Raw genomic sequence first — 17,492 nt, forward strand, 5'->3', positions numbered from 1 at the left:
GAGGTCTTGACGCTGCCCGTCAGTCCAACGGCACCAGCCATTGCTTCGACGAACGCACCAACTGATCCGTGAGTAACCCCAGCAACTGACCGCCATTGCGCCAATGATGCCAGTACAGCGGCACATCGATCGGTTTATCAGGCAAAAGCTCCACCAATACACCGCGCTCCATTTGCTCGCGCACCTGCAGTTCAGGCACCAGGCCCCAACCGAGTCCCGCTTCCGTGAGGCGGATGAAGCCTTCGGACGAGGGGCATAGATGGTGTTCGAATCCGCCATCGACGCCGAGGGACGCGAGGTAGCGATGCTGTAGGAAATCGTCCGGTCCAAACACCAGTGCGGGCGTTTTCGACAACAGATCGGCGCGTACACCTTCAGGAAAATGCCGGGCGATAAAGGCCGGGCTGGCCAACGCACGGTAGCGCATGGCCCCCAGCAATACGCTGCGCGCGCCGGCCACCGGTCGCTCGCTGGCGCAGACGCACGCCGCGACTTCACCGGCGCGCATGCGTTTGAGGCCGACGGTCTGGTCTTCGACCACCAGATCGAGCAGCAAATGCTGCTGCGCACAAAAATCCCCGACCGCCACCGCCCACCATGTGGCGAGGCTGTCGGCATTCAAGGCGATGCGCAGACGTTCCGGCAGACCTTCTTCGTCGAGTGCTGGCACCAGGGTTTGCAAGTCCCGTTCAAGTAAACGCACCTGCTGCACATGATTGAGCAGTCGTCGGCCAATTTCGGTCGGGGCCGGCGGTGTCACCCGCACCAGCACCGGTTGGCCGACCCGCGCTTCAAGCAATTTGATGCGCTGGGAGATCGCCGATTGCGACAAACCGAGCACTTGAGCCGCACGTTCGAACCCGGCCTGCTCGACCACCGCGGCCAAGGCAGAAAGCAATTTATAGTCGAACATCAGTTTTCCTAATGAGCGATCAGCATGATTGGTTTTTCTTATACAGCCTGGCACCGGAGAATGGCCAGCAAGAACTCTTCAACAAGGATTATCGACATGGCTGGCGAAACTTCATTGGCAACCCTGCTGCGCAGCATGAGCCCACAACTCAACGTCGGCGAATACGTGTTCTGCACCCTGCGCGACGGTAAGTTGCCGGCAGGTCTAGAGATTGTCGGCAGCTTTCGCGAGCAGGAAGGTCTGACGGTGATTCTGGAACGTTCCCACGCCGAGAAGGCGGGTTTCAGTTTCGATTACGTCGCGGCCTGGATCACCTTGAACGTGCATTCGGCGCTCGAAGCCGTCGGCCTGACCGCCGCGTTCGCCACGGCATTAGGCCAGGCCGGCATCAGCTGCAACGTGATCGCCGGCTATTACCACGACCATTTATTCGTCGGCCAGGCCGATGCCGAACGCGCCCTGCACGTGCTGCGGGATCTGGCGGCCAACGCGGAGTAAACATCTTATGTGGCAAAGCTATGTGAACGGCCTGTTGGTGGCCGCGGGGCTGATCATGGCGATCGGTACTCAAAATGCGTTTGTGTTGGCTCAGAGCCTTAGGCGCGAACATCACCTGCCTGTGGCGGCACTCTGCGTAACCTGCGATGCCTTACTGGTGGCCGCCGGAGTATTCGGCCTGGCGACGGTGCTGGCGCAGAACCCGACGTTGCTGGCCGTCGCCCGCTGGGGTGGCGCGGCGTTCCTGATTTGGTATGGTAGCCTGGCGTTGCGTCGGGCCTGCTCGAAACAGAGCCTGCAACAGGGCGAAAACCAGACCGTGCGCTCGCTGCGTGCGGTGATGCTCAGTGCTTTGGCCGTAACGCTGCTAAACCCGCACGTTTATCTGGATACCGTGCTGCTGATTGGCTCCCTCGGCGCGCAACAAACCGAGCCCGGAGCTTATGTCGTGGGCGCGGCCAGTGCGTCGCTGCTGTGGTTTTTCACCTTGGCGCTCGGCGCGGCGTGGTTGGCGCCCTGGCTGGCTCGGCCAAGTACCTGGCGAGTCCTCGATCTGTTGGTAGCAGTCATGATGTTCACCGTGGCGTTTCAATTAATCGTCGCCAGCTGATTATTCCAAAAGGCTCTGGAACCTCTATTCCACACAGTTGTTGCGTGGTTATGCCGCACCCCCGGTGCTATGATCCGATCCGATGCGCCGCAAAGAGTACAAACTCCCCGGCGCTTGTCTGGCCGCCCGTGATCGGCCTTGCGCTCACCGCAACTGACCTGATTAGGAGAATCATCATGGCTTTCGAATTGCCGCCGCTGCCTTACGCACACGATGCCCTGCAGCCGCACATTTCCAAGGAAACTCTGGAATACCACCACGACAAGCACCACAACACCTACGTCGTGAACCTGAACAACCTGGTGCCAGGCACCGAGTTCGAAGGCAAGACTCTGGAAGAAATCGTCAAATCTTCCTCGGGCGGTATCTTCAACAACGCCGCTCAGGTCTGGAACCACACTTTCTACTGGAACTGCCTGGCGCCAAACGCCGGCGGTCAACCAACCGGCGCACTGGCTGACGCGATCAACGCAGCCTTCGGTTCGTTCGACAAGTTCAAGGAAGAGTTCAGCAAGACTTCCATCGGCACCTTCGGTTCCGGTTGGGGCTGGCTGGTGAAAAAGGCTGACGGTTCCCTGGCCCTGGCCAGCACCATCGGCGCCGGCAACCCGCTGACCAACGGCGACACCCCGCTGCTGACCTGCGACGTCTGGGAACACGCTTACTACATCGACTACCGCAACCTTCGTCCAAAATACGTCGAAGCGTTCTGGAACCTGGTCAACTGGAAATTCGTGGCTGAGCAGTTCGAAGGCAAAACCTTCACCGCTTAAGATCGACACCAGTCAAAAAAACCCGGCTTTTGCCGGGTTTTTTTATGCGCCAGGAAAAGTCTTGCGGCGGCAGTTGGACCACCTTCGCGAGCAGGCTCGCCCCCACAAGGACACCACTGTACCTGTGGGAGCGAGCCTGCTCGCGAAGAACGATGACGCGGTAGAACTGACTGAACGCCTATTCCTGCGGGTCGACGATATCCAGCGCCCGATTAACGGCTAAGTCCGCCAACATCACGATCTGCGCGATGGCCAACGCCGTACTGCGCTGGGAGCCGGTCAGGTAGGTGGCGAAATCGCTGGCCAAGACGTTGGCTGAAGCCAATGACTCACAGGCGTGGGCCAGGAGGGATTCGGTGTTCATGTCCGGGGAGATCAGGAACATGGGACTGTGGTTGTAGGGTTTGGAGCTGTTGAAGGGGGGATCGGGGATTAATTTATCCAAGGGAATGCCTATGACGTTGGGTGCCATTCCCTCGCCGTTTCTCACGCGACGAAGAGGTGGCAGCTATGTGCGAGGTGAGAAACCGGTCATAGACACCCGGCCAGACCGAAGTCTGCCCGCACACAGCCGCCATAACGCATATGCAGCAGATAGCTGGCGGCAATTATGCGGATACTGGCGCTGGATGACTATGACTTGCCGAGTTCTCACACCCGGTCGCTGAGTTTTCAGCGACACCCAAAAGGTTATTGAACCCGCTTCCTACGGGCAACCTGAAAATCTCGTGGGAAAGGTCTGGTTTTTTTACCGCTGTTTAAACGGACGCTTGCGTTGCCTGTGCGGCTGCCATCGCGAGCAGGCTCGCTCCCACAGAGATTGGATGTTTGGCAGAAAGAGATTGGTCGGCTGTCAGGCCGCCTTCGCGAGCAAGCCCGCTCCCACAGGGGGATCAGTGTTCGCCTTTCGCTCCTCACCACTCAACAGGCCGAGCGTTAGCTCGCCTGCAGCTCTTGATCTTGATCCACCCGCCCCATCGAGAGGCCGAGTGGAGGTTCTGCGCAGTGGGCAACCCGGCATGGATGCCGGGTTAGCCGCCCCCGGCCATGGATGGCCGATGGCGGCGGGCCCACGGAGCAGGACCGGAGCGAGGGCATGCCGAGCCTAGGCGAGGCACCGAACGAAAGGGGCAAGAGCCCTTGGTTACTTGGGGCTTTTCCAAGTGACTCGCCGTAAGGGCGAAACCATTAGCGGCCGTTACCGCAGAAATGGATATGTACACCGAGTGTACCCACAGAAACCAGGCCGATTTCCCACGATGAAACCAGCCTTCAGCCCCTTGCCCCAACGCCACAGCCGTCTAACATCAACCAAACAGAAAATATGTCCCAATCCCCCTCAAGTTGAAGGCCCCAACAACCGACACAGTACAAATGGTGTAAATAGTCCAAATAGTCCAAACCACAGCATTTCGGACAAGCTACAAGCAAAACCCCATGTGATTGATTGTCCCTTTGACTGCCATCACCGGATTGCCAATACTCATGGCAACTTGACGCTACCCGCACGGAACAAGGAATGACTCTTTGAAGCTGGAACTCAAGAACAGCTTGTCGGTGAAGTTGCTCCGGGTCGTGCTCCTGTCGGCATTGATCGTTGGCGTAGTCTTGAGCTGCGCCCAGATCGTTTTCGATGCCTATAAAACACGCCAGGCCGTGGCCAGCGATGCCCAACGCATCCTCGACATGTTCCGCGATCCCTCGACCCAGGCCGTCTACAGCCTGGACCGGGAAATGGGCATGCAGGTTATCGAAGGCCTGTTTCAGGACGACGCTGTGCGCAAGGCCTCCATTGGCCATCCCAACGAAGCCATGCTCGCGCAAAAGGCTCGCGAGTTGCAGCATTCCGACAGTCGCTGGCTGACCGACCTGATCCTTGGCAAGGAACGCACCTTCACCACCCAACTGGTGGGTCGCGGTCCTTACAGCGAGTATTACGGCGACTTGAGCATCACCCTCGACACGGCCACCTATGGCCAGGGTTTCATCGTCAGTTCGGTGATCATCTTCATCTCCGGCGTGTTGCGTGCGATGGCCATGGGGCTGGTGCTGTACCTGGTCTATCACTGGCTGCTGACCAAGCCGCTGTCGCGGATCATCGAACACCTCACGGAAATCAATCCGGATCGCCCCAGCGAACACAAAATCCCGCTGCTCAAGGGGCATGAAAAGAACGAACTGGGAATCTGGATCAACACCGCCAACCAGCTGCTCGAGTCCATCGAGCGCAATACCCATTTGCGCCACGAAGCGGAAAACAGCCTGCTTCGCATGGCCCAGTACGACTTCCTCACCGGCCTGCCGAACCGCCAGCAATTGCAGCAGCAACTGGACAAAATCCTGGTAGACGCCGGCAGGTTGCAACGTCGGGTCGCGGTATTGGTGGTCGGCCTGGACGACTTCAAGGGCATCAACGAACAATTCAGCTACCAGACCGGCGACCAACTGCTGCTGGCCCTGGCCGATCGCCTGCGAGCCCACAGCGGACGCCTTGGCGCCCTCGCCCGCCTCGGCGGCGACCAGTTCGCCCTGGTTCAAGCCGACATCGAACAACCCTACGAAGCGGCCGAACTGGCCCAAAGCATTCTCGATGACCTGGAAGCGGCATTTGCCCTCGATCATCAAGAAATTCGCCTTCGCGCCACTATCGGCATCACCCTGTTCCCCGAGGACGGTGACAGCACCGAGAAACTGCTGCAAAAAGCCGAGCAGACCATGACCCTGGCCAAGACTCGCTCGCGCAACCGTTATCAGTTCTATATCGCCAGTGTCGACACCGAGATGCGCCGCCGTCGCGAACTGGAAAAAGACCTGCGCGACGCTTTGACCCGCGGCCAGTTCTATCTCGTCTACCAGCCGCAGATCAGCTATCGCGATCACCGGGTGGTGGGTGTCGAGGCGCTGATTCGCTGGCAGCATCCCGAGCATGGGCTGGTTCCGCCGGACTTGTTCATCCCCCTGGCCGAGCAGAACGGCACCATCATCGCCATCGGCGAATGGGTGCTGGATCAGGCGTGCAAGCAATTGCGCGACTGGCACGACCAGGGTTTCGTCGACCTGCGCATGGCGGTGAATCTGTCCACGGTGCAGCTGCACCACGCCGAGTTGCCGCGGGTGGTCAACAATTTGCTGCAGATGTACCGCCTGCCACCGCGCAGCCTGGAGCTGGAAGTCACCGAAACCGGCCTGATGGAAGACATCAGCACGGCAGCCCAGCACCTGCTGAGCCTGCGCCGCTCCGGTGCGCTGATCGCGATCGACGACTTCGGCACCGGTTACTCGTCATTGAGTTATCTGAAAAGCCTGCCGCTGGACAAGATCAAGATCGACAAGAGCTTCGTTCAAGACCTGCTCGATGACGACGACGATGCGACCATCGTTCGGGCCATCATCCAGTTGGGCAAGAGCCTGGGCATGCAGGTGATTGCCGAAGGCGTGGAAACCACCGAGCAAGAGGCCTACATCATCTCCGAGGGCTGTCACGAAGGTCAGGGCTATCTCTACAGCAAGCCGCTGCCGGCGCGCGAATTGAGCGCGTATCTGAAACAGGCCCAGCGCAGTAACGCGGCTATTTTGTAAAAGATCAAAAGATCGCAGCCTCGTTCCACTCTGTAGCAGCTGTCGAGTGAAACGAGGCTGCGATCTTTTGATCTACCTCACGTGTCCCCGCGAATAAGAAATATTTACAAGCACAACCCTTTACACATAATGCGAAAGATTTGCATTATGTCGCAGTTTTGCGCGCTTGCTGCGCCATTCCACCCCCTCTCGAAGCAGGATGTTCGCCATGATTCGTATGCCTCTGGCTACCGCCAGTCTGTTGGCCATCGCTATTTCCCTCGCCGGTTGTGGCGAAGGCAAAGACAAAGCTGTCGCTGCGCAAGCACCGACTCCGGCCGCCAGCACCACGGCCCCGGCTGTCGCTGCGCCTGCCGCTGCCAGTAAAGTCGACGAAGCCGCCGCCAAAGCCGTTGTCGCGCATTACGCCGACATCGTCTTCGCCGTTTACAGCGATGCCGAATCTACCGCGAAGACCCTGCAATCCACCGTCGACGCCTTCCTCGCCAAGCCCAACGCCGACACCCTGAAAGCTGCCAAGGCTGCCTGGATCGCTGCCCGCGTTCCTTACCTGCAGAGCGAAGTATTCCGCTTCGGCAACACTATCATCGACGACTGGGAAGGTCAGGTGAACGCCTGGCCACTGGACGAAGGCCTGATCGACTACGTCGACAAATCCTACGAGCACGCACTGGGTAACCCGGGCGCCACGGCCAACATCATCGCCAACACCCAGGTTCAGGTCGGCGAAGACAAGATCGACGTGAAAGACATCACCCCGGCAAAACTCGCCAGCCTGAACGAGCTGGGTGGTTCCGAGGCGAACGTTGCCACCGGCTACCACGCCATCGAATTCCTGCTCTGGGGCCAGGACTTGAACGGCACCGGCCCTGGCGCCGGCAACCGTCCGGCTTCCGACTACCTGGAAGGCAAAGGCGCAACCGGCGGTCATAACGATCGTCGTCGCGCTTACCTGAAGTCCGTGACCCAACTGCTGGTCAGCGACCTGGAAGAAATGGTCGGTAACTGGAAGCCGAAAGTGGCCGACAACTACCGCGCCACCCTCGAAGCCGAGCCAGCTGAATCCGGCCTGCGCAAAATGCTGTTCGGCATGGGCAGCCTGTCTCTGGGCGAACTGGCGGGCGAGCGCATGAAGGTTTCCCTGGAAGCCAACTCCCCGGAAGACGAACACGACTGCTTCAGCGACAACACCCACAATTCGCAGTTCTACGATGCCAAAGGCATTCGTAACGTGTACCTGGGCGAATACACCCGCGTCGACGGCACCAAAATGACCGGCGCCAGCCTGTCGTCCCTGGTGGCCAAGGCCGACCCGGCTGCCGACACCGCGCTGAAAGCCGACCTCGCTGCGACCGAAGCCAAGATGCAGGTCATCGTCGATCACGCCAACAAGGGTGAGCACTACGACCAGTTGATCGCCGCCGGCAACACCACTGGCAACACCACTGGCAACCAGATCGTCCGCGACGCTATCGCTTCCCTGGTCAAGCAGACCGGTTCGATCGAAGCCGCTGCTGGCAAACTGGGCATCAGTGACCTGAACCCGGACAACGCTGATCACGAATTCTGATCAACGCTGGCTGAATAAAAAGGCGACCTTCGGGTTAATGCCGATCAGTTAAGGCATCTCAGCCGCAACGCAAACTTTGTAGCAGCAGGCTTCGCCAGCTGCTACGAATCGCGTTTTGGCTTAACTGATCGACATTAATTTTCGGGTCGCCTTTTTCATGCCTGCCAAACACAAATCCATTGTGGGAGTGAGCCTGCTCGCGATGACGGTGTGTCAGTCGAAATCGCAGGCGACTGACACACCGTCATCGCGAGCAGGCTCACTCCTGCAGGGGATTGTGTTTGCCAAATAATCCTTGCGCTACATCAACCAAACGATAATTCCTCTTATTCAATCTCCCCCGCCCTGTTAGACTTTGCGCCCCTTGTTTTGCTCGTCTTGCAGGATGTCTGATGCCCTCGCTGCCTCTTCGCTTGTCCGCACTGTTGCTGGCCCTGGGCCTGAGTGCCTGCGATGACGCCCCGCGTTTTACCCAGGCCGAACCCGGTGAAGCCCGGTCCGGTGGCAGCGCAACCGTGCGCAAGACCGATCAGAACTCATTTTCCTTGCCGTCCGCCAACCTGCCGCCGTCACGGCGCGTGGACTTCAGTGTCGGCAACAGCTTTTTCCGTAATCCCTGGGTGATCGCTCCGTCGACCACCACCGCCAGGGACGGCCTCGGCCCATTGTTCAACACCAACGCCTGCCAGAACTGCCACATCAAGGACGGCCGCGGTCATCCGCCCACGCCTGATGCGCAGAACGCCGTGTCGATGCTGGTGCGCCTGTCGATTCCCGATGCACCGGCGTATGCCAAGGTCATCGAACAGCTCGGTGTCGTCCCGGAGCCGGTCTACGGCGGACAATTCCAGGACATGTCCGTGCCGGGTGTCGTGCCGGAAGGCAAAGTGCGCGTCGATTACACGCCCGTTGCGATTCGCTTCAAGGACGGCACCGAAGTCGAGTTGCGCAAGCCAAGCCTGAACATCACCCAGTTGGGCTACGGCCCGATGCACCCCGACACGCGTTTCTCGGCCAGGGTTGCACCGCCAATGATTGGCTTGGGCCTGCTCGAAGCAATCCCCGACGAAGCGATCCTGGCCAATGTCGAGGCTCAGGCAAAAGACAAAAACGGCATCGTCGGACGCCCGAATCGGGTCTGGGATGACGCGCAGCAAAAAACCGTCCTCGGGCGATTTGGCTGGAAGGCCGGGCAACCGAACCTCAATCAACAAAATGTTCATGCGTTTTCCGGTGACATGGGCCTCACCACGAGCCTGAGGCCCGTCGACGACTGCACCGACGCGCAAACCGCCTGCAAACAGGCACCGAATGGCAATGGCGCGGATGGCGAGCCGGAAGTCAGCGATAACATCCTGCGTTTGGTGCTGTTCTACAGCCGTAACCTCGCCGTACCGGCCCGCCGCGATGTCAGCGCCCCCGAGGTGCTGGCCGGCAAGACTCTGTTTTTCCAGGCCGGATGCCAGTCCTGCCACACCCCGAAATACACCACCGCCGCCAACGCCGCAGAACCTGAACTGGCCAATCAAGTGATTCGCCCTTACAGCGATCTGCTGCTGCATGACATGGGCGACGGTCTGGCCGACAACCGTTCCGAATTCCAGGCCAGTGGCCGCGACTGGCGCACGCCGCCGTTGTGGGGCATCGGCCTGACGCAGGCGGTCAGTGGGCACACCCAGTTTTTGCACGATGGTCGCGCCCGCAATCTGCTCGAAGCCGTGCTTTGGCATGGCGGCGAAGCCACAGCGGCGCAGCAACAGGTTTTGTCTTTCAATGCCGAGCAGCGCGCTGCGTTGCTGGCGTTCTTGAATTCCCTTTAATACGTATTCCATAGCGGGAGCCCGACATGTTCCGTCCCAAATTGTTGTTCACCAGCCTTGCCGCGCTCGCCTTGGGCGCCTGTTCGCCTCAGGATCCGCAAGCCGTCACGTCAGCAGCCATCGCCAAGTCGGTGATCCTGCCGACCTACACGCGCTGGGTTGAAGCCGATCGCCAACTGGCGGTCAGCGCGTTGGCCTACTGCGAAGGCAAGGAAAACCTCGACACCGCCCGCGCCGACTTCCTGCACGCGCAGAAAGCCTGGGCCGAGCTGCAACCGCTGCTGATCGGGCCGCTGGCCGAAGGCAATCGCGCCTGGCAGGTGCAGTTCTGGCCGGACAAGAAAAACCTCGTCGGCCGTCAGGTCGAGCAACTGGTCACCGCACAGCCACAGATCGATGCCGCGGCCCTGGCCAAGTCCAGCGTTGTGGTTCAAGGCCTTTCCGCCTACGAATACATCCTGTTCGACAGCAAGCCTGATGTGGCCAACGCTGAACAGAAAGCCAAGTACTGCCCGCTGCTGATCGCGATTGGTGAGCGTCAGAAACAACTGGCCGAAGAGATTCTGAAAAGCTGGAACAACACCGACGGCATGCTCGCGCAGATGAGCAAATTCCCGAACCAGCGCTACGCCGACTCTCACGAAGCCATCGCCGATCTGTTGCGCGTGCAAGTCACCGCCCTCGACAGCCTGAAGAAAAAACTCGGCACGCCGATGGGCCGTCAGACGAAGGGTGTGCCGCAACCGTTCCAGGCCGATGCATGGCGCAGCCAATCGTCGCTGACCGGTCTCGAAGCCAGCCTCGCCGCCGCCAAAACGGTATGGGAAGGCGTCGATAACAAAGGCCTGCGCGGCCTGTTGCCGAGCGAGCAAAAACCTTTGGCCGACAAGATCGACGCCGCTTATGCCGCGTCCCTGAAACTGTTCGCCAGCAACCAACGCTCGCTGACCGAAATGCTCAACGACGATGCCGGTCGCCAGCAACTCAACGATATCTACGACAGCCTCAACGTCGTCCATCGCCTGCACGAAGGCGAACTGGCCAAGGCGCTGGGCATCCAACTGGGCTTCAACGCCAACGACGGTGACTGATGAGGGCAAGTTCCATGCTGCGACGCCAGGCTCTGACGTTAGGTAGTTTGTTGCTGGGTGCGGTGACACTGGGCGGCTGGACGCTGTTCAAGCAGAAGGACAAAAGCCCGCTGCTGCTCTCGGCGCGGGACGATACCGACGGCAAGCACTATGCCGTCGGTTACCGGCTGGACGGCACCCGGGTGTTTGCCACCCAGGTCGGCCAGCGTTGCCACGACATCATCAACCACCCGACGCTGCCGATTGCGCTGTTCGTCGCCCGTCGTCCTGGCACCGAGAGTTACCTGATCGACCTGCGCGACGGCACGCTGCTGCAAACCGTGACCTCGCTGCCGAACCGGCACTTCTACGGTCATGCGGTGATTCACAAGAGCGGCGACTGGCTGTACGCCACCGAGAACGACACCTCCGATCCGGGTCGAGGTTTGCTCGGTGTGTATAAGTTCGAAGGTGAGCGGCTGGTGCACAGCGGTGAGATTTCGACTCATGGTGTCGGCCCGCATCAGGTGTCGTGGATGCCCGATGGCGAAACCCTGGTGGTGGCCAACGGCGGCATTCGCACCGAGGCCGAAAGCCGCGTCGAGATGAACCTCAACGCCATGGAACCGAGCCTGGTCCTGATGCAACGGGACGGCACCCTCCTGAGTAAGGAAACCCTCGCCCAGCAGATGAACAGCGTGCGGCATTTGGGGATTGCCAGCGACGGCACCATCGTCGCCGGTCAGCAATTCATGGGACCGTCCCATGAGTCTTCGGAGCTGTTGGCGATCAAGCGGCCCGGCCAGCCGTTCGTGGCGTTCCCAGTGCCTGAGCATCAGTTGCAGGCCATGGGGCATTACACCGCCAGCGTCGCGGTACACAGCGAACTGCGCCTGGTCGCGTTGACTGCGCCTCGGGGCAATCGCTTTTTCATCTGGGACCTGGACAGCGGTGAAGTGCGCCTGGACGCGCCGCTTCCCGATTGCGCCGGGGTCGGCGCGGTAGCCGATGGCTTTGTCGTGACCTCGGGTCAAGGGCGCTGCCGGTTCTACGACTGCCGCCAGACAAGCCTTGTTGCAAAACCCCTCGATCTACCCGCAGGGCTCTGGGACAACCACCTTCACCTCATCTAAACACGGTCCTTTGTAGGAGCCGAGCTTGCTCGCGATAGCGGTGTGTCAGTCACGGTGATGTCGAATGTGCAGCCGCTATCGCGAGCAAGCTCGGCTCCTACAGGTTTTGCGCTTGCCTGTAAAAAGTGCCAGTTGGAATCCCCGGCACACTCGGAGTAATGTGCCCGACTGTCTCACCTGATTTTCTCCAAGGAAGTGGAAATATGCTGCGTCGCCGCATGCTGATCATGCTGGGTGTTGTTTTGCTGATCGTACTGGTCCTGGCCGGTTACAAAGCCTTCTCCATCTATACGATGATTCAGGGCTTTGCTGCGCCGAAACCAGCGATCAGTGTCGCTGTGGCCACGGCCACCGAACGGCCGTGGCAAGCGCGTCTGCCCACCGTCGGCACGCTCAAGGCGCTGCAAGGCGTGGACCTGAGCCTGGAGACCGATGGCACCGTCATCGATTTGCAGTTCGAGTCAGGGCAGAAGGTCAAGGTCGGCCAACCGCTGCTTCTGCTTGATAGCGTGGTAGAAACCGCCCTGCTCGAAACCGCTCAGGCCGACCTGGGTCTGGCGCAGCTCGATTACGGTCGCGGAAGCCAATTGGTGGGCAGCCAGGCCATTTCCAAAGGCGAATTCGACCGGCTCTCTGCCGTGCTGAAAAAGAACCGGGCCACGGTCAATCAGCTCAACGCGGCACTGGCTAAAAAACGCTTGCTCGCACCGTTCAGCGGGACCATCGGTATTCGTCAGGTGGACATCGGTGACTATCTCGCCAGTGGCACCATGATTGCCACCCTGCAAGACCTCAGCAGCCTCTATGTAGACTTCTTCGTGCCCGAGCAGTCGATACCGAAGATTGCTCTCGGCCAACCGGTACAGATCGTTGTCGCGGCTTACCCGACACAAACCTTTCCCGGCACTATCAGCGCGATCAACCCGAAAGTCGAAAACAGCACGCGCAATGTCCAGGTCCGCGCGACCCTGGCCAATCCCGACGGCAAACTGCTACCGGGGATGTTTGCCAGCCTGCAAGTGTTGTTGCCCGACCCGCAGCCGCGCATCGTCGTGCCGGAAAGCGCGATCACTTACACGCTGTACGGCAACTCGCTCTATGTCGTCGCGCAGAAAAAAGCCGAAGATGGCAGCCTGGAAAAAGACGACAAGGGCCAACCGATCCTGATCGCCGAACGGCGTTTCATCGAAACCGGCGAGCGCCGCGATGGGCAAGTGATGATCACCAAAGGTGTGCAGAACGGCGAAAAAGTGGTCACGGCCGGCCAGATCAAACTGGACAACGGCGCACACATTGCGATCAGCGACGACAAGACCTTAGCCGAGAAGAACAGCCCGCCGCGCGCGGACTGATCAAGGAATCCCCATGGCTTTTACCGACCCGTTCATCCGCCGCCCGGTGCTCGCCACCGTGGTCAGCCTGTTGATTGTGCTGCTGGGCTTCCAGGCCTGGAGCAAGTTGCCGCTGCGCCAATATCCACAAATGGAAAACGCCCTGATCACGGTGACCACCGCTTATCCCGGGGCCAACGCCGAAACCATTCAGGGCTACATCACCCAACCGATGCAGCAGAGTCTGGCCAGTGCCGAGGGTATCGACTACATGACCTCGGTCAGTCGCCAGAACTTCTCGGTGATCTCGATCTATGCGCGCATCGGCGCCAACAGCGACCGCTTGTTCACCGAACTGCTGGCCAAAGCCAACGAGGTGAAGAACCAACTACCCCAGGACGCCGAAGACCCGGTACTGAGCAAGGAAGCCGCCGACGCCTCGGCATTGATGTACATCAGCTTCTTCAGCAAGGAGCTGAGCAACCCGCAGATTACCGACTACCTGTCGCGGGTCATCCAGCCGAAACTGGCGACCCTGCCGGGCATGGCTGAAGCCGAGATTCTCGGCAACCAGGTATTTGCCATGCGTCTGTGGCTGGACCCGGTCAAGCTCGCCGGTTTCGGCCTGAGTGCCAGCGATGTGACCGATGCCGTGCGCAAGTACAACTTCCTCTCCGCCGCCGGCGAAGTGAAAGGCGAGTACGTTGTCACCAGCATCAACGCCAATACCGAACTCAAATCCGCCGAAGCCTTTGCCGCGATTCCGCTCAAGGTCGAGGGCGACAGTCGTGTGCTGCTCAGCGATGTGGCGCGGGTTGAAATGGGTGCGGAAAACTACGACTCGATCAGCTCCTTCGGCGGCACCCCCTCGGTGTACATCGGCATCAAGGCCACGCCCGGCGCCAACCCGCTGGACGTGATCAAGGAAGTGCGCAAGATCATGCCCGAGCTGGAAGCCCAGCTGCCGCCGAACCTCAAAGGCGAAATCGCCTACGACGCGACGCTGTTCATCCAGGCCTCGATCGACGAAGTGGTGAAAACCCTGTTCGAAGCGGTGCTGATCGTGATCGTGGTGGTATTCCTGTTCCTCGGCGCGCTGCGTTCGGTGGTGATCCCGGTAGTCACCATCCCGCTGTCAATGATCGGCGTGATGTTCTTCATGCAGATGATGGGCTACTCGATCAATTTGTTGACGTTGCTGGCAATGGTGTTGGCCATCGGCCTGGTGGTGGACGACGCCATTGTGGTGGTGGAAAACATCCACCGGCATATCGAAGAAGGCAAGACGCCGCTGGATGCGGCCATCGAAGGCGCCCGGGAAATCGCCATGCCGGTGGTCTCGATGACTATCACGCTGGCGGCGGTCTATGCGCCGATCGGCTTCCTGACGGGGCTCACGGGGGCGCTGTTCAAGGAGTTCGCCCTGACCCTGGCTGGCGCGGTGGTGATCTCGGGCATCGTTGCCCTGACCCTGTCGCCAATGATGTGCGCCTTCCTGCTGCGTCACGACGAAAATCCCAGCGGCCTGGCCCATCGCCTGGACCTGATTTTCGAAGGCCTCAAGCGCCGTTACCAAAGCATGCTCCACGGCACCCTCAACACCCGGCCGGTGGTGCTGGTGTTCGCGGTGATCGTGCTGTGCCTGATTCCGGTGCTACTCAAGTTCACCAAGTCGGAACTGGCACCGGACGAGGACCAGGGCATCATTTTCATGATGGCCAACGCCCCGCAACCGGCTAACCTCGACTATTTGAGCGCCTACACTGACGAGTTCGTCACGATCTTCAAGACGTTTCCCGAGTACTACTCGTCGTTCCAGATCAATGGTTTCAACGGCGTGCAATCGGGCATCGGCGGCTTCCTGCTCAAACCGTGGAACGAACGCAGCCGCACTCAGATGCAGATCTTGCCCGAGGTGCAGGCCAAACTGGAGAGCATTTCCGGCTTGCAGATCTTCGGCTTCAACCTGCCTTCCCTGCCGGGCACCGGCGAGGGGCTGCCGTTTCAGTTCGTCATCAATTCCGCCAACGATTACGAGTCGCTGCTGCAAGTGACCGACCGGGTGAAAAAGCGCGCAATGGAATCCGGCAAATTCGCCTTTGTCGACGTTGACCTGGCGTTCGACAAACCTGAAGTAGTGGTGGATATCGATCGCGCCAAGGCCGCACAGATGGGTGTTTCCATGCAGGACCTGGGCGGGACGCTCGCGACATTGCTGGGTGAGGCGGAGATCAACCGTTTCACCATTGAAGGTCGCAGCTACAAAGTCATCGCGCAGGTCGAACGGCCCTTCCGGGATAACCCCGACTGGCTGAACAATTATTACGTCAAGAACACCCAAGGCCAACTGCTGGCCCTGTCGACCCTGATCACCGTGACCGACCGGGCGCGTCCACGCCAGTTGAACCAGTTCCAGCAACTCAACTCGGCCATCCTGTCCGGGGTGCCGCTGGTCAGCATGGGGGAAGCCATCGACACCGTTCGCCAGATCGCTGGGGAAGAGGTGCCGGTGGGTTACGCCTTCGACTACGCTGGCGCATCCCGGCAATACGTCCAGGAAGGCAGTGCGCTGTGGGTCACGTTCGCCCTGGCGCTGGCGATCATTTTCCTGGTACTGGCGGCCCAGTTCGAAAGCTTCCGCGATCCGCTGGTGATTCTGGTGACCGTGCCTTTGTCGATCTGTGGCGCGTTGATTCCGCTGTTCCTGGGCTGGTCGAGCATGAACATCTACACCCAGGTCGGCCTGGTGACGTTGATCGGACTGATCAGCAAACACGGAATCCTGATCGTCGAATTTGCCAACCAGTTACGCAAGGACAAAGGCCTGACGCCGCGCGAAGCCGTGGAGGAAGCGGCGGCCATTCGTCTGCGTCCGGTGTTGATGACCACCGCTGCGATGGTGTTCGGCATGGTGCCGTTGATCATCGCCACCGGGGCGGGCGCCGTCAGCCGGTTCGACATTGGCATGGTGATCGCCACAGGGATGTCGATCGGGACGTTGTTTACGTTGTTTGTGCTGCCGTGTGTTTACACGTTGCTGGCTAAACCCGATAAACCCTAGGGCAACGCAGTACAACCCTGTGGGAGCGAGCCTGCTCGCGATAGCGGTGTGTCATTCAGCCTTGATGTTGACTGACACACCGCAATCGCGAGCAGGCTCGCTCCCACATTTGGTCGATGTCGTTGCTGAAAGGCGGGAATAAAAAAGGCCTCGCATTAGCGAGGCCTTTTATTTGGGCTTCAATCTGTTCAACTTTGCGGCCTCAGTCCTTGAGAAAGTCCGAACATGAACAGCAACAAATCATGATCGGGGCGGGATGCCACGGATGCCTTGGCAACTCGTGGCAATGGACAATGCGCGTCGCCGCTCACTGAACTGAGGACCTGCGGGCGGGGCTGCTCCCATGCCGCCACCGCCAATGAAGCAACTGCCAAGGCTCCTATTAAAAATACACCTCGTGCAATTTCGAGTTTCATTGCTATAAACCCTTGATAGCGCTGCCAAACGCCGTCTCATAAAAATAGACGAGTTTTTGCCAATCCGTCGTGCTGAACGACGAGTGGCGACGCAGTTGCTTCATGTCATGAGTAGCCGCTTGCCGGGCGGTCAAACGTTGCCGACACTTCTCCAGATCGATCAAGGCCACTTCAACTTTGGCTGCCTCGCCTTCGCCGGTAACGCGCACAAATACGTGCTTGATGTAGAGGCAGCTATGCTGCCAGCGGCTCTTGTGCATTCGGGCCAGGTTCTCGGCCAGTTCCTTCAACACTCGCTCATGCACCGCCTCACCGTGATGCTCGCGACCGCCGCCAGCGTACCAGTGTTCGATTTCCTCGAAGCCGTCCAGCGATTTGGTCACCAGCAATGCGCGCCATTTATGCACCGGATCGCGCTGTGCACCGCAGAAAACGATTTCCGGAACGCAAACGCCGAGCAGGTTCAAGCCAACGAGTGCATCGCGCTCGCGCAACACCGTCGGCCGACCGAACGGGTGCAGCAAGCTGCGATGCATATGTCCGGTTTGACGTTTAACGTAAAGCAACTGTCCATTGCTGCTCACGACGCGCTGCACGCCGCTTTCTCCACCGCGACGGACGTTGGGTTCTTCTACCCATTCACCGCGCTGATTCCAGAAATAGTCGAAGCGGTCCTGAGGAGCGACGTCCGTTTCTGCTGCACATTGCACTGCCATTT

General features: G+C 59.6%; 14 protein-coding genes. 10 read left to right on the forward strand and 4 right to left on the reverse strand.

Features of this window, described 5'->3' with window-relative positions; genetic code table 11:
• Positions 1-19: 19 nt before the first annotated feature.
• A complete protein-coding gene (locus ACYZUA_RS25665; protein WP_461961110.1) occupies positions 20-913 on the reverse strand; it encodes a LysR family transcriptional regulator ArgP in 894 nt (297 codons plus the stop codon).
• A 96-nt stretch (positions 914-1,009) separates the two neighbouring features.
• On the opposite strand from ACYZUA_RS25665, the gene ACYZUA_RS25670 reads away from it, so the two are divergent.
• From ACYZUA_RS25670 to ACYZUA_RS25680, 3 genes are all read left to right on the forward strand, one after another.
• Positions 1,010-1,411: an ACT domain-containing protein gene (locus tag ACYZUA_RS25670; RefSeq protein ID WP_033057513.1), complete on the forward strand. Its 402-nt coding sequence runs from the start codon at positions 1,010-1,012 to the stop codon at positions 1,409-1,411.
• Between the two features lie 7 nt (positions 1,412-1,418).
• Positions 1,419-2,021, forward strand: a complete 603-nt coding sequence (locus tag ACYZUA_RS25675; RefSeq protein ID WP_461961111.1) for a LysE/ArgO family amino acid transporter — start codon at positions 1,419-1,421, stop codon at positions 2,019-2,021.
• Between the two features lie 176 nt (positions 2,022-2,197).
• On the forward strand, positions 2,198-2,794 hold the full coding sequence (locus ACYZUA_RS25680) for a superoxide dismutase (RefSeq protein ID WP_095133215.1): 597 nt from the start codon (positions 2,198-2,200) through the stop codon (positions 2,792-2,794).
• Between the two features lie 178 nt (positions 2,795-2,972).
• On the opposite strand, the gene ACYZUA_RS25685 is transcribed toward ACYZUA_RS25680, so the two are convergent.
• On the reverse strand, positions 2,973-3,239 hold the full coding sequence (locus ACYZUA_RS25685; RefSeq protein WP_461961112.1) for a DUF6124 family protein: 267 nt from the start codon (positions 3,237-3,239) through the stop codon (positions 2,973-2,975).
• A gap of 1,082 nt (positions 3,240-4,321) precedes the next feature.
• On the opposite strand from ACYZUA_RS25685, the gene ACYZUA_RS25690 reads away from it, so the two are divergent.
• The 7 genes from ACYZUA_RS25690 to ACYZUA_RS25720 all read left to right on the forward strand — a co-directional run bounded on the left by ACYZUA_RS25690 (position 4,322) and on the right by ACYZUA_RS25720 (position 16,358).
• Entirely contained in the window at positions 4,322-6,373 is a 2,052-nt protein-coding gene (locus ACYZUA_RS25690; RefSeq protein WP_461961113.1) for a putative bifunctional diguanylate cyclase/phosphodiesterase, read from the forward strand.
• 208 nt (positions 6,374-6,581) lie between these two features.
• A complete protein-coding gene (locus tag ACYZUA_RS25695) occupies positions 6,582-7,943 on the forward strand; it encodes an imelysin family protein (protein WP_461961114.1) in 1,362 nt (453 codons plus the stop codon).
• 392 nt (positions 7,944-8,335) lie between these two features.
• Positions 8,336-9,763 (forward strand): di-heme oxidoreductase family protein, encoded by a 1,428-nt coding sequence (locus ACYZUA_RS25700; protein WP_461961115.1) that lies wholly within the window; start codon positions 8,336-8,338, stop codon positions 9,761-9,763.
• 26 nt (positions 9,764-9,789) lie between these two features.
• The gene (locus ACYZUA_RS25705; protein ID WP_095132496.1) at positions 9,790-10,854 is read left to right on the forward strand and encodes an imelysin family protein; all 1,065 of its coding nucleotides are present in this window, start codon (positions 9,790-9,792) and stop codon (positions 10,852-10,854) included.
• Between the two features lie 14 nt (positions 10,855-10,868).
• Positions 10,869-11,966, forward strand: a complete 1,098-nt coding sequence (locus ACYZUA_RS25710) for a DUF1513 domain-containing protein (RefSeq protein WP_056741997.1) — start codon at positions 10,869-10,871, stop codon at positions 11,964-11,966.
• Between the two features lie 203 nt (positions 11,967-12,169).
• The gene (locus tag ACYZUA_RS25715) at positions 12,170-13,318 is read left to right on the forward strand and encodes an efflux RND transporter periplasmic adaptor subunit (RefSeq protein WP_461961116.1); all 1,149 of its coding nucleotides are present in this window, start codon (positions 12,170-12,172) and stop codon (positions 13,316-13,318) included.
• Between the two features lie 13 nt (positions 13,319-13,331).
• Positions 13,332-16,358 (forward strand): multidrug efflux RND transporter permease subunit, encoded by a 3,027-nt coding sequence (locus ACYZUA_RS25720; RefSeq protein WP_461961117.1) that lies wholly within the window; start codon positions 13,332-13,334, stop codon positions 16,356-16,358.
• Between the two features lie 188 nt (positions 16,359-16,546).
• Here the strand turns inward: ACYZUA_RS25720 and ACYZUA_RS25725 are convergent, their stop codons facing one another.
• Both ACYZUA_RS25725 and ACYZUA_RS25730 read right to left on the reverse strand, forming a co-directional pair.
• On the reverse strand, positions 16,547-16,774 hold the full coding sequence (locus ACYZUA_RS25725; RefSeq protein ID WP_082555825.1) for a hypothetical protein: 228 nt from the start codon (positions 16,772-16,774) through the stop codon (positions 16,547-16,549).
• Between the two features lie 2 nt (positions 16,775-16,776).
• Positions 16,777-17,490 (reverse strand): lipopolysaccharide kinase InaA family protein, encoded by a 714-nt coding sequence (locus ACYZUA_RS25730; protein ID WP_461961118.1) that lies wholly within the window; start codon positions 17,488-17,490, stop codon positions 16,777-16,779.
• Positions 17,491-17,492: the final 2 nt, after the last annotated feature.

It is taken from the genome of Pseudomonas sp. LS2P72 (assembly GCF_054897865.1).

Excerpts from the sequence above, each read along its gene's own strand:
- ACYZUA_RS25665 (WP_461961110.1), bottom strand. The coding sequence starts at position 913 with ATGTTCGACTATAAATTGCTTTCTGCCTTGGCCGCGGTGGTCGAGCAG.
- ACYZUA_RS25700 (WP_461961115.1), top strand. The coding sequence starts at position 8,336 with ATGCCCTCGCTGCCTCTTCGCTTGTCCGCACTGTTGCTGGCCCTGGGC.
- ACYZUA_RS25705 (WP_095132496.1), top strand. The coding sequence starts at position 9,790 with ATGTTCCGTCCCAAATTGTTGTTCACCAGCCTTGCCGCGCTCGCCTTG.
- ACYZUA_RS25715 (WP_461961116.1), top strand. The coding sequence starts at position 12,170 with ATGCTGCGTCGCCGCATGCTGATCATGCTGGGTGTTGTTTTGCTGATC.
- ACYZUA_RS25730 (WP_461961118.1), bottom strand. The coding sequence starts at position 17,490 with ATGGCAGTGCAATGTGCAGCAGAAACGGACGTCGCTCCTCAGGACCGC.
- ACYZUA_RS25675 (WP_461961111.1), top strand. The coding sequence starts at position 1,419 with ATGTGGCAAAGCTATGTGAACGGCCTGTTGGTGGCCGCGGGGCTGATC.
- ACYZUA_RS25725 (WP_082555825.1), bottom strand. The coding sequence starts at position 16,774 with ATGAAACTCGAAATTGCACGAGGTGTATTTTTAATAGGAGCCTTGGCA.
- ACYZUA_RS25710 (WP_056741997.1), top strand. The coding sequence starts at position 10,869 with ATGCTGCGACGCCAGGCTCTGACGTTAGGTAGTTTGTTGCTGGGTGCG.
- ACYZUA_RS25720 (WP_461961117.1), top strand. The coding sequence starts at position 13,332 with ATGGCTTTTACCGACCCGTTCATCCGCCGCCCGGTGCTCGCCACCGTG.
- ACYZUA_RS25680 (WP_095133215.1), top strand. The coding sequence starts at position 2,198 with ATGGCTTTCGAATTGCCGCCGCTGCCTTACGCACACGATGCCCTGCAG.
- ACYZUA_RS25695 (WP_461961114.1), top strand. The coding sequence starts at position 6,582 with ATGATTCGTATGCCTCTGGCTACCGCCAGTCTGTTGGCCATCGCTATT.
- ACYZUA_RS25670 (WP_033057513.1), top strand. The coding sequence starts at position 1,010 with ATGGCTGGCGAAACTTCATTGGCAACCCTGCTGCGCAGCATGAGCCCA.